The organism is Christiangramia sp. LLG6405-1, assembly GCF_045055805.1.
Classification (GTDB): Bacteria; Bacteroidota; Bacteroidia; order Flavobacteriales; family Flavobacteriaceae; genus Christiangramia.
Map to the genome: position 1 here is coordinate 1,081,195 of NZ_CP159330.1, position 13,114 is coordinate 1,094,308.

General features: G+C 39.1%; 7 protein-coding genes. 4 read left to right on the forward strand and 3 right to left on the reverse strand.

Annotated features, from left to right (window positions below):
- Positions 1-30 precede the first annotated feature (30 nt).
- Both ABVM50_RS05040 and ABVM50_RS05045 read left to right on the forward strand, forming a co-directional pair.
- Complete coding sequence (locus ABVM50_RS05040; RefSeq protein WP_405200242.1) at positions 31-1,668, forward strand: Ig-like domain-containing protein; 1,638 nt, start codon at positions 31-33, stop codon at positions 1,666-1,668.
- Positions 1,669-1,702: 34 nt separating this feature from the next.
- Positions 1,703-2,137 (forward strand): hypothetical protein, encoded by a 435-nt coding sequence (locus ABVM50_RS05045; RefSeq protein WP_405200243.1) that lies wholly within the window; start codon positions 1,703-1,705, stop codon positions 2,135-2,137.
- 46 nt (positions 2,138-2,183) lie between these two features.
- Here ABVM50_RS05045 and ABVM50_RS05050 read toward each other — a convergent pair whose 3' ends face one another.
- A complete protein-coding gene (locus ABVM50_RS05050) occupies positions 2,184-3,239 on the reverse strand; it encodes an endonuclease/exonuclease/phosphatase family protein (RefSeq protein ID WP_405200244.1) in 1,056 nt (351 codons plus the stop codon).
- Positions 3,240-3,336: 97 nt separating this feature from the next.
- Here ABVM50_RS05050 and ABVM50_RS05055 point away from each other — a divergent pair, with 97 nt between their 5' ends.
- Together ABVM50_RS05055 and ABVM50_RS05060 are read left to right on the forward strand one after the other, a co-directional pair.
- Positions 3,337-6,120, forward strand: coding sequence for a TonB-dependent receptor plug domain-containing protein (locus ABVM50_RS05055; RefSeq protein ID WP_405200245.1), 2,784 nt, complete (start codon positions 3,337-3,339; stop codon positions 6,118-6,120).
- A gap of 21 nt (positions 6,121-6,141) precedes the next feature.
- Entirely contained in the window at positions 6,142-7,503 is a 1,362-nt protein-coding gene (locus tag ABVM50_RS05060) for a DUF5689 domain-containing protein (protein ID WP_405200246.1), read from the forward strand.
- A 62-nt stretch (positions 7,504-7,565) separates the two neighbouring features.
- Here the strand turns inward: ABVM50_RS05060 and ABVM50_RS05065 are convergent, their stop codons facing one another.
- Both ABVM50_RS05065 and mfd read right to left on the reverse strand, forming a co-directional pair.
- Positions 7,566-9,488 carry a hypothetical protein gene (locus ABVM50_RS05065; RefSeq protein WP_405200247.1) on the reverse strand — a complete coding sequence of 641 codons (1,923 nt, stop codon included), beginning with the start codon at positions 9,486-9,488 and terminating at the stop codon, positions 7,566-7,568.
- Positions 9,489-9,605: 117 nt separating this feature from the next.
- A complete protein-coding gene (gene mfd / locus ABVM50_RS05070; RefSeq protein WP_405200248.1) occupies positions 9,606-12,983 on the reverse strand; it encodes a transcription-repair coupling factor in 3,378 nt (1,125 codons plus the stop codon).
- Positions 12,984-13,114: the final 131 nt, after the last annotated feature.

Genomic DNA, 13,114 nt, shown 5'->3' on the forward strand with positions numbered 1-13,114 from the left:
TCAGATATTTGCAGCCACAATACACAAACTATGAAAAAATATACCGGACTCTTTTTATTGGCACTCATGTTGGGTTGCTCAGGTGATGATGATTCAACACCAACTCCTACGCCACCAGTTGAAGAAGAGAATCCAGTAGCAATGGCAGATCAACTATCTGCTGTGCAAAATGATTCTTACACGTTCAACAGAGCCATGCTTTTGGAAAATGATGAACTCGTGGATAACGCGATTATCACCAGTATAGATACCGAAACTGAAGCAGGAGGAATCATCACAGATAATCGTGATCAAACCTATACTTATGAGCCTGCTAACGATTTCACGGGGAACGACACATTTTCCTATACTATCTGCGTTCCTGGAGATTCCGATAGATGTTCCAGTGCTATAGTTACCATCATCGTTGGTGATGCCGGGGAACCAATAGCTGCCGATGATAGTTATACTACCCAGGAAGGTAAAACCTATACAATTAGCAATCACCTTGATAATGATCAGGTGGTAGATAATGCTGAAGTAACTTCAGTAGAAAGTACAAGTGGCAACGCTACCGTAACACTACAGGATGATGGTAGTATTTTGTATGAACCTAACTCAGATTTTTCTGGTCAGGATACTTTTACTTATACTTTGTGTGACGATGATGAGACACCAGGTTGTTCAACTGCCACAATTACAATGACCGTTGAAGACGAAGGTTCACCGGTTGCTTCAGATGATACTGTTGTAATTGAAGCTGGTACTTCCGAAGAAGTGATCACAAAACTTCTGGATAATGATGATCTAACTGATGATGCTACAATTTCTTCCGTAGATGATTCAGCAAGTAACGCGACCATCGTATTAAATAATGATGGAACAGTAACCTATACTCCACAAGTCGGTTTTATGGGAGAGGATACATTTACATATACTATTTGTGATGATGATGCTGATGCAAGCTGTTCTACAGCTACCGTTACTGTAAATATTGTGGAAGCGGTAAAATTTAATGTTCCTGATAATCTAAAGGCATACTATTCAGATGCTAATTTCACCATAGATCCAGACTTGTTGTATTCAGAGCTTTCAGATTTTACGAACGCGAAACATACAAACCGACTGACTTATACAGATCGTCATGATTACTTATATGATGCAGATGCTGCACTCGATGACGAATCTATGGTCGTGTTAATCTACTCAGGGGAACTTAGACCAGATGATGAATTTCAGTTAGGAGATCTTGACGGTGACGAAAGTTTTAATACAGAACATATTTATCCTCAGTCTCGTTTAAATACTGAAGAATCTGTGAGTGACCTTCACTTGCTAAGAGTTGCAGATGTAGACATTAATTCTGAAAGACTTAATTACCCATTTACTGAAGGAAGTGGAGAATACAAGCTTGTAGGTGGTGATAGCTGGTATCCTGGAGATGAATGGAAGGGTGATGTTGCCAGAATGGTAATGTATGTTAATCTTAGTTACGGTGACGATTTTGATGAAGTTGGAAATCTAGAACTATTCCTGAAGTGGAATCGTGAGGATCCGGTTTCTGCGTTCGAATTACAGCGTAATGATGTGATTGAAGCGGCTCAGGGTAACCGTAATCCGTTTATTGATAATCCATTCCTTGCTACTCTTATCTGGGGTGGTGATGCTGCGGAAAACCGTTGGGAATAGACTTCAGAATTAGAAACTTTTATATAGAAAATTTATGTATCAAACTGTTCAATTTATACACTCTTACTGGGCCTATCTGGTTCTAATAATGCTTTTGATCGCGACCTTTAATTTTATAATTGGTTTTGCAACAAATAAGGAATATAGCGCGACCAATTTTAGAATCGCATTATTCACTTTGATCGTTTCTCATATACAGTTGCTAATAGGGATCGTGCTTTACTTTACTTCTGGCAACATGGCCAGATGGGAAGGTGGAATGGGAGAAGTTATGGGTAATGATAGTGTCAGACTTTACCTGGTAGAGCATCCATTAATGATGATCATCGCGATTGCTTTGATCACTATTGGTTATTCCAAACATAAAAAGAAACTTACTTCGAAGCCAAAATTCAAGATGCTGGCTATTTTCTACGGAATTGCTTTTCTCGTAGTACTTTCCAGAATCCCTTGGAGTGCATGGTTCTAGATGAAAAACTTCATATTTAGAAAGCCCGGTTTATACCGGGCTTTTTTTATTTTACAGCTTTTATTAAATACAGGTACACTGGGAAATGATCGCTATACCCAGGCTGATAGCCTGAGCTACCATAAGTACGCATAGGATACCCGCGGTACTGGCCACCCTGTGTAATTAGATAATGAGCGTTGAAAATTCCAGCTTTATAATACTGAAATCCTTCAGAAGTTCTATTCAATAAGCTTTCTGAAAGATAAAATTGATCGAATAAGTTCCAGGAATCACGATAAGCCAGTGTTCCGCGACCTCTTTTGAGCATGTTTTCCATAGGATTATACAGGTCCCCTTCTTTCAAATCCTGAATTTCGGCTTTAGTTTGTAGGAACTTTTTGAAGCTTTTATTGGTAGGATCATCGTTAAAATCTCCCATTCCAATAATTCTGGCTTTTGGGTCTTCCTGGTAGATAGAATCAATGATACGTTTGTTAAGCGTAGCAGCTTTTTCACGTTTGTAACTGCTTTTTGCTTCACCACCAGACCTGGATGGCCAGTGATTTACTATAAAATGAGTTTCCTGCCCCATGGCAATTCCGCTAACCACAAGTTGGTCCCTGGTGTAATCCCTTTTATCCTCATCATAGATCATCAATTTCCTGGCCTGGGAATTCGTCACAACAAACGACTGCGAACGATATAGCAGTGCCACATCGATGCCTCGCTCATCTGGAGAATCGTAATGCACGATCTTATAATTGAACTGTGCAAGGTTGGGATGTGCGATAAGATCTTCTAAAACCTTCTTATTTTCAATTTCACAAAGACCTATCACTAAAGGTGGCTTTTTGGATTCCTGAGTTCCTATTTCAGCAAGCACCCTGGAAATATTCGCTATTTTAACGTCATAACGTTCCTCGGTCCAGTTGTCTTTACCCAGAGCAGTCCTGTCATCATCAAACGTTAGCGTGTCGTCTACGGTGTCGAACAGATTCTCGACATTATAAAAGGCAATAGTTTCAATATGGTAATCTCTCATATTCTGACAATATAGGTTTTCTGAAGGAGTCACGTATAGCCCAATTACCAAATAAATCGCTGTAATATATTTCTTCAATTTTTTATCATTTTAGACCGCAATTAAAGTACTGGTTTTTTGATTATTACAGGAAAATGATTTAAAATTATCCCATATTTCGACGACGAGGCACTGAATGAATAAAACCTTTTTTTGGGTGTGTCTGTTTTCTTTGGTTTATCAAAGTTTATACGCCCAAACTCCGATCATAAGTGGTCGGATTATAGATGCAATCACCCAGGTGCCCTTACCCCAGGTTAAAATTGCAAGAGAGAATTCTTTTAATGAGACGTTCTCAGATCCTGAAGGAAAATTTTCTTTGGGAATGGAAAGTATTTCAGAAAATGAGAATATTCTCCTGTTAAGTAGATCAGGTTACCTGAGCAAAAGAATACCTGTAAGTCAGAATGGAATTATGGAGCTGGATCTTTCCACCATTTCCCTGAGTCCAGATTCCAGTCGCGATCTCACATTTCAAAATACTATAAGTCTTTCAGATGCAGAGGTAATAGACGATGAAGCCGACTTTGATAATATTTCAGGTATTCTTCAATCTACCCGGGATGCTTATCTAAGCGCCGCTGCATTTGATTTTAGTCAGACTTTTTACAGGGTACGGGGTCTTGGATCGGAATATGGCAGCTTGATGATTAATGGAGTTGAGATGAACAAAGCATTTGATGGCAGACCTCAATGGAGTAATTGGGGAGGACTTAATGATGTACAGAGAAACCAGGTTTTTAGTCCTGGTGTATCTCCTTCAGAATATGATTTTGGAGGTCTTGGTGGTACTACGAATATAATCATGCGTGCGTCACGTTTCGCTAGCGGTGGTAGAATTACTGCCTCGGGTTCTAATCGTAGTTATACCGGTAGGCTTATGGCAACTTACGCGAGTGGTGAGAAAAATAATGGCTGGTTTTATGCATTTTCTATAGGACGCCGTTATGCTAGTGAAGGTTATATGGAAGGGACTCCTTTTGACGCAAATTCTATTTACTTTGGTTTGGAAAAGATCATCAATAAGGAGCATGCACTAAATTTCACTGCGATCTATACGCCAACACTTCGTGGGAAATCTGCTCCACTTACAGAAGAGGTTGTTGAAATCAAAGGAAAACGCTATAATCCATACTGGGGTTTACAAGAGGGTGTGATTCGCAATAGTAGGATGAAAGAGATCAACGAGCCAATTTTTATGCTTAACCATTTCTGGAATCCTTCTGAAAATGTACAACTCAATACCAACCTATCTTACCAGTTTGGTGAGGTATCTAATACCCGTATAGATTATGGAGGTACTAGCTTCGTCGATTTTGATTCACAACGCACTTACCTGGGCGGAGCTTCAAATCCAGATCCTATTTATTACCAGAAGTTGCCAGGTTATTTCCTGAGATTTGAAGGTTTCGAGGATTTTCAAAAAGCTTATCTCTCGGCAAATGAATTGAGAAATAATGGACAGATTAACTGGGCAGACATTTATCAAGCCAATACTAATCCCGATGCTTTGTACGCTCTCGCGGCAGATGTCAATCAAGATCGGAGTTTGATTGCTAATAGTATTCTGAACTGGCAATTATCTTCCAGCCTGCAGCTAATTACAAGCTTTAAAGCTTCATCTCTCAAAAGTCATAATTTTGGCAGAATCGAAGATCTCTTTGGTGCAAGCAGTTTCCTAGATGTAGAGGTGTTTTCAGACTTTTCTCAGAATGACCTGCGTAATCCCGATCGAAAAGTTCTTGAGGGGGAAAGTTATAAGTACGATTATGATCTAGAAGCTCAAACGGCTGAAGTTTTTGCTCAGCTTCAAAAGCAATGTAGAAGTATGGAAATTAGTATCTCCGGGCAGGTTTCGACCTCAAGCTATAACCGTATTGGGAATTACCAGAATGAAGAATTCATGGCGAATTCTTATGGTAGTTCTAAGGATATCGATTTTCTTACTTCAGGTATAAAAACAAACCTACTTTATAAATTTTCGGGACGTCAAAGTCTGGAGTTTAATCTGGCAGCCTTTTCAAAAGCACCATTGCTGAAGAACATTTTCATTAATCCAAGGCAAAATAACGCAATTGCTCCCCGGGTTTCCGAAGAAATAATTACTGTTTCAGATCTTAGTTATCGCTATCGTACGAATCTCTTCAACTTTAGACTTACCGGCTACGTCCAGCAAATTGCGAATAGTGCCGAAGTTTCTTTTTATTATACTGATGGATTATCAGGCCTTGGAAGAGAGAATTCTACCGCTTTCGTTCAGGAGGTGCTAACCAAGATGGATAAACAATATCTTGGAATTGAACTAAGTTCAGAATATCAGGTAACATCAACGATAAAGCTGAAGCTGGCCGGAGGAAGCGGACAGTTTGTATACAGCAACAATCCTGCTCTTAGCTTGTACTCCAGTTCTTTTGAAGATTTGAATTATGAACAATCATTCCTCAAAGGCTATCGCTTACCAGGTGGTTCGCAATCTGCGTTTCAATTAGCTTTCGAATATAGGGATCCTGCATACTGGTGGTTTGGTGTTTCACAAAATTACTTTACCGGCGCATTTATAGATGTGAGTCCGTTGAATAGAACCTCCAATTTTCAAAAAGATTATGATGGTTTGGAGATCGTGGAATATGATGGGGAAGTAGCGAGAGAATTATTACGGCAAGAACAGTTTGATCCTTATTTTCTCACGAACATCATTGGGGGTAAAAGCTGGAGAATAAAGGATAAGTACCTCGGTTTATTCGCTAGTATAAATAACGCACTCAATACCAATTTTAAAACTGGTGGTTTTGAGCAGGCGCGGAATGCTAATTATACAACTTTAAAAGTGGATAGGGATCGCGAGGTTCCAATCTTCGGAAATAAATACTGGTATGGAAACGGCACCAGTTACTTTGTGAATTTAAATCTTAGATTTTAATATATGAATAAAACATGTTTGATGATTTTTCTTCTGGCTATGACTTTTCATGCTTGTGTGCCAACAGATGATTTTGAAGTCCCTGAACTTGTAGAGGACAGTATATCCATAAATGGAAGTTTTACCAGTATCGCCGCAGTGAAGGGTAATTACAAAACAGAAACTGGTGAGATTCATAATTTCAGAGATACCGATACATGGTTTGAAGCTTATGTGATAAGTGATGATTCTGGAGGTAACTTTTATAAAAAGCTCATTTTACAGGATAAGGCTCAGAATCCTCAATCAGGAATACAAATTTTGGTTGATGATAATTCTCTGCATCAAACTTATAACTTCGGAAGAAAAGTTTATGTGAAGCTCGACGGTCTTAGTCTTGGATTTAATAATGGTGTTTTACAACTAGGCATTCAGAATAGAGGAGATGTGGTGGCAATTCCTTCTTCGTTAATAGATGATTTTATCGTAAGATCTGAAATTACTTCTGAAATCATTCCCAAGAAACTTTCAATTTTTGAGTTTTCAGAAGAGACGAAGAACCTCTATGTAGAGGTGCATGACATTCAATTTGATATCAACCTGGTGCGCGAAGCAGAGAACTTTTCGTTCGCTTCTCACAGGTACGATGAGTATGATGGTGAAAGACAATTGGAAAGTTGTACAACCGGCGAGACTGCATTTTTAAGTACAAGCACTTATGCGAATTTCAGATCTTTGATGCTGCCCTCAGGTTCCGGGAAAATTAAAGGAGTTCTTAGCCGGAATTATTATGACGAACATTTTGTGATAATTGTGAATGATCCAACCGCTCTGGATTTTGATGGAGAGAGATGTGATGAGCAATTTTTTAAATGTGATTCTGAAGGTATTTTTAGTAGAAATGTTATCACAGAAGAGAATTTTGATGGTGTAACTTCCAATACAACGCTTGCCGCTAGAAAATGGACCAATATCAATGTAAGTGGAGGAGAAAAACGCTTCACTCCTACGATGGTAAACGGCAATCGTTTACTGCGAATTTCTGCTTATAATACGCTAGAGAATCCACTAGAAGCGTGGCTGGTATCCCCGGTGATCGATATCTCAAGTACCAGAGCGAATCTTGTAACTTTTGATCTTCTTGCTTCCTACGATAATGGCATGTTTTTAAAGGTGTTTTTCACTCAGGATTTCACTGGTGATCCTAGAACTACGGAGTGGAAGCTACTTGATGCCGCTATACCTTATGGACCATCAGGAGGATCTGGTAACGTCTTCAAAACTTCAGAAATAGATATTTCGTGTCTGCAAGGAAAGGTTTGGATTGGATTTAGATATTTAGGCGCTGCTCCAGATAAAACCACAACGTATGATCTCGATAATTTCAGGGTTTTGGGAAATTGAAATGGCTATGCGTAACCAATTAGTTTATCTGATTCTTTATTGCGCTTAATGATTAAGAACAACTAATTAAAGAGTACTGTTCTGGGCTTACCTAAATTAAAATTCTGGAAACCGAAATCATTGGTTTCAATCGAATTTGTTTTAAAAATATTAAGTCCCTGACCTGGGATTTCAGGATAAAAAGAAAAAGAAAGCTGAAAGTTGTTGAAAACCAGATAGTCGTTTCGAATTATAAAACCAACGCCGATGGAAGAATACAGGTCATTTGTACCGAGATTGGAGTTCTTGAGAATACCGGCAGTATAATTTAAAAAAGGGTTTAATCTAAATCCAAAAAGATCCCACGGTGAGTAGAACTGAGTTTGTAGTTCCAGTACATACTTTTCGGTTCCTGTAAGATCGCTGTCAAAACCTGCGATTCGCGCCCCGGTGGTTCTCCGGTAATCACTTCCATAACTACCATTAAATCTATTATGCTCGTCTATGCTCAAACGGTCACCTATAGAATTCATTCTGTCTACCCCGATAATGAACTGAGGTTTTACAAACTGTCTCATTTTCCATTTTTCGCCTAATCCTATGAGGTTCGTAAAATAATTTGCCTGGAAAGAATATGCGGTTTGTTCGGTTTTTGAGCCATTGAAATAACTGCCAGCTTCAAAGTTGGTGCTAATGTATCCCCAGTCGAAGTAGTTTCCAAAGGAAGCTCTGGCGCCCAGATACATCCTGGTCTGCTGATTCTTATTCTGGAATCCGCCGGTTAAAGCATATACTTTTCCCACCGGTACATCTTCAGTAATACCATCATTGAAGATATATTGATCCTGAACGAATTGCCTCGAAGATATTCCAACACTCGCCAGATATCTTGTCTCGTCTCCAAAATAGTTGATGCTGTCATATGCAGCCGAAGGGGACTCTTTAAAATTCACATCCAGAAAACCAAGGCTGGTAATAAGATTTGTACTTCGTTCCTTTTCAGAATTTCCTTTGAAAAGGCGATAGGAATGCCCCACCCAGTAATCCTGAGAAATGTATTTGAAGTTTTGATCTTCTAATTCTAAAGCCGAATCTGGTAATTCTACCTGTCTGTATTGTTCATCTACATAGAATCCTGCTGCCCATCTTGTAAATGGAGAATAAAATTCTCTTTCTATAAAAATACTTTTACGATAGAATTCATTAAAGTCGCTTTGATACCGAATTTCTCCGGTTATAAAGGTGTTCTTAATGTTCGGAACACGGTAGATACCAGAATAGGCATTTTTACCATCACTCAACCTGTTCGCAAAACTGAAATTCAGCTGGTGCCCAATCCCTACGATATTATACTCTTTAAGAGTAACCTTGTTCTCATTAGTTGAAAACACGCCCTGTGGTGTAAGACTCCACGAGTCCAGAGCCAGGATCTTTACATCTACAGAGTCAGAATTTTTAATTGCATGAGCAGTAATTTTTACTTCTCTTATATATTGCTGTGAACGCAGTAATCTTTCAGATTCATCTAAAAGCAAAGTATCCAGATCATCGTTCTCATCCAGTAAAAGAAAATTTCGAATAGCAAATTCCTTAGATTTTATATGGATTTGATTCCCGGTTCTTTCAACCCAGCTATTAGCAGTTTCCGTAGAATCTGTGAAGGAGAAACCAAATGGATCTTTTGTCTCTATTATAACATGTCTTATGGGTCTTCCTTCAAGTTCTGAATAGTCTCTGTACTGCTTCTTTACTTGCTTTTTCGGTTTTTTGGTAGTCGATTTGAATAATAACTGATGAACCCTTTTTGTAATCTTGCGCTTTTCTGAAAATCGCTCTAGTCGATCATATATATTCGTTGTATCCTTCTTCTCAGTCTTCTCGCTCTTTTCAGTTTTTTCTTCTTCCTGCGCCTGAAGTTGTAAACTAAAACATAAAATGGTGCAGACAGACCATAGAATTTTAACCATGGTCTTCTGGGAAAGGATAGAATATTTGGGGTCTTTCAACAAATTAAATCAAACCTCTTAAGGAATTTTCAACTGAATTTAGAGTGTCACGAAGTCAATCAAGGTCAAATTCATGCTGCCTCAATATTATGAAATCTAATTTGTTCTGTGCAAGCTTTACGCCAATTCTTCTTTCTTCTCTCTAAAATCCAAAGGCTCAAGTACTTTCAGAGCTTTATCAATAGAATTTATCCTGTCAAAAGTAAGCAACAGTCGTAGTCCATTTCGGGTTTGTTTCTCCTTCATGGTACAGTTTTGCTTGTGGGTTTGCACATATTGCAGCACCTTGGTGAAGTTGGCAGTTTGATAGAACCTTGAATTTTGATCTGCTATAAAATAACCAACCATTTTATTCTTTTTCAACACCACTCTTTCAAGTCCTATTTTGGCAGCGATCCATTTGATTCGTACAGAATTTAGAAGATCAACGGCTTGTGTTGGTAATTCACCAAACCTGTCTTCCAGCTCCGCTTCAAATTTTAGCAGTTCTTCTTCCGTAGAAAGCTCGTTCAGTTTAGTGTATAAATTCAGTCTCTCTGCGATATTATTGATATAATCATCAGGGAACAGTAATTCGAAATCGGTATCGATCTGAGTATCCTTTACAAAATCTTTCAATTCCACATCTTCGGTTTCAGCATAAAGATCACGGAATTCGTTTTCTTTTAATTCCTCGATCGCTTCGTTCAGGATCTTCTGGTAGGTATCGAACCCAATATCGTTGATGAATCCGCTCTGGTCTCCTCCAAGTAGGTCACCGGCGCCACGAATCTCAAGATCTTTCATGGCAATGTTGAATCCACTTCCCAGTTCAGAGAACTGTTCCAAAGCTGTAATTCTTTTACGCGCATCTTCGGTCATTACTGAGTATGGCGGAGTAATAAAATAACAGAATGCCTTTTTATTGCTACGTCCAACCCGGCCACGCATCTGGTGGAGATCTGATAATCCAAAGTTATTTGCGTTGTTGATAAAGATCGTATTAGCTTCAGAAACATCAAGTCCGCTTTCAACGATAGTAGTAGAGACGAGCACATCAAATTCTCCATTGATAAAGCTCAGCATTAATTTCTCCAGTTTCTTACCTTCCATTTGTCCGTGTCCAACCCCAATTTTGGCATCTGGAACCAGTCTCTGGATCATTCCCGCAACTTCCTTGATATTCTCCACTCTGTTGTGGATAAAGAAAACCTGTCCGCCACGCTGAATTTCATAAGAAACGGCATCACGAATGGTTTCTTCAGAAAATCGAATAATATTTGTTTCTATAGGATAACGGTTCGGGGGCGGAGTGGTGATCGTAGAAAGATCCCTTGCCGCCATCAAGCTGAATTGTAGCGTTCTTGGAATTGGCGTCGCGGTTAGAGTAAGTGTATCTACGTTTTCACGAATCGTTTTGAGTTTATCTTTTACAGCAACACCAAATTTTTGTTCCTCATCGACAATCAACAGGCCAAGATCTTTAAATTTAACGGCTTTACTTACCAGCTGGTGTGTACCAATAATAATATCCACTTTCCCATCGGCCAGATCTGCCAGGGTTTCGCGGCGTTCTTTTGCGGTTCTAAACCTGTTCAAATAATCGATTCTTACCGGGAAATCTTTCAATCTTTCGGTAAAGGTTTGATGGTGTTGAAAAGCAAGAATAGTAGTAGGAACCAGGATCGCCACCTGCTTGTTATTGTCTACCGCCTTAAATGCAGCACGAATCGCGATTTCCGTCTTTCCGAAGCCAACGTCCCCGCATACAAGCCTGTCCATAGGTCTCTCACTTTCCATATCCTCCTTTACCGCTGCCGTAGCCGAGCTTTGATCTGGCGTGTCTTCATACATAAAAGAAGCTTCCAGTTCATGCTGAAGATAAGAGTCGGGATCGTATTTAAAACCTTTTTCGAGTCTGCGTTTCGCGTATAGTTTTATAAGATCGTAAGCAATATGTTTTACACGAGCTTTCGTCTTTTTCTTCAGGTTTTTCCAGGCGTTGCTTCCAAGTTTGTAGATTTTAGGCGGCTTCCCGTCTTTTCCGTTAAACTTCGAAATTTTGTGTAGCGAGTGAATGCTCAAGTAAAGGATATCGCGTTCGCCGTAGATCAATTTGATCGCTTCCTGTTTCTTTCCTTCCACATCGATCTTCTGGAGTCCGCCAAATTTCCCTATTCCGTGGTCAATATGTGTTACATAATCACCCACCTCAAGATTCGTAAGTTCCTTAAGCGTGATCGCCTGTTTCTTGGCATACCCATTTTTCAGATTAAATTTATGGTAGCGCTCAAAGATCTGGTGATCTGTATAGCAAACCATTTTTGAATCTTCATCGATAAAACCCTGAAACATGCTAAAAACCGGGGTCTGATAATCTACCTTTTGATCCTGATCTTCGAGAATATCGTTAAACCTGCGTGCCTGCTGATCACTTACACAACAAATAAAATTCTTGTAACCTGCTTCCTGATTTTCTACCAGGTTTTCAATAAGTAGATCGAACTGTTTATTAAAGGAACGTTGTGGCTTGGTATGATATTGTATTTCAGTCTTAGGCTTAAGAAATGCCGTATTACTAAGTTCTACCGCGGTAAAATTGAGTAGTTCCTTTTTTATAAGTTCACCATCTGCAAACAATTCTGAAGGTTCACTGTGTTTTACTTCTTCGGAAAGTTTTTCAAAAGCTTCTTTAGCTTTACTGAAGAGCTTGTCTGCCTGCGCAGAAAGCAGATCCAGATTTTTTATGAATACAGCGGTATCTGCTGAAATATATTTTAGAAAACTTTCCCTGATCTCATTGAGCTGTTTATTCTCAACATTGGGCATTACCGAAATCTTCTTTTTCTTATCTGTAGAAAGCTGGGTTTCCACATCAAAGGTCCGGATGCTGTCTACTTCATCCCCGAAAAATTCTATTCTATAGGGCTCATCATGACTAAAGCTAAAAACATCAATAATTCCACCTCTCACTGAAAACTCCCCAGGTTCTGTGACGAAATCCACTCTTTTAAACTGATATTCAAAAAGGACTTCATTTACAAAATCGATAGAAAGTTCATCGCCTACAGATATTTTCAGAGTACTTCGGTCCAGTTCCTTTCGTGTAACTACTTTTTCAAAAAGAGCATCTGGATAGGTGACAATTATCGCAGGTTTTTTACGGGAATTTATACGGTTAAGCACTTCAGCACGTAATAAAACATTTGCATTATCAGTCTCCTCGATCTGGTAAGGTCTTCTATAAGAACCGGGATAAAAAAGAACATTCTTTTCGCCCACCAGCTGCTCAAGATCGTTTAAATAATATGCTGCTTCTTCCTTGTCATTGAAGATCAGCAAAAACGGTCGTTGCACATCTCTAAAAGCGCCGGCAGTCACGAAAGATAACGCAGAGCCAACGAGTCCTCTTAGATGAATGTTAGCGGTTTTATTTTCAGAATAAGCAAGGGCATTTTGCAATTCCCGTTGCTGTGGGGATTGTGCAAAATTCTGGGCGATAAGTTTTTTACTCATTAGCGCAAATATAAATTCAAGTAGACTGCCTTACAACCAGATGATACATTTTTAACGATTAAATAGCATACCCGGGATTTTACCAAATTGATAACACAAGAACCGCCATGCATTCTATAACTTCCCCTGAA

Coding starts and splice junctions, on each gene's coding strand:
- ABVM50_RS05040 (WP_405200242.1), top strand. CDS start 31: ATGAAAAAATATACCGGACTCTTTTTATTGGCACTCATGTTGGGTTGC.
- ABVM50_RS05045 (WP_405200243.1), top strand. CDS start 1,703: ATGTATCAAACTGTTCAATTTATACACTCTTACTGGGCCTATCTGGTT.
- ABVM50_RS05055 (WP_405200245.1), top strand. CDS start 3,337: ATGAATAAAACCTTTTTTTGGGTGTGTCTGTTTTCTTTGGTTTATCAA.
- ABVM50_RS05060 (WP_405200246.1), top strand. CDS start 6,142: ATGATTTTTCTTCTGGCTATGACTTTTCATGCTTGTGTGCCAACAGAT.
- mfd (WP_405200248.1), bottom strand. CDS start 12,983: ATGAGTAAAAAACTTATCGCCCAGAATTTTGCACAATCCCCACAGCAA.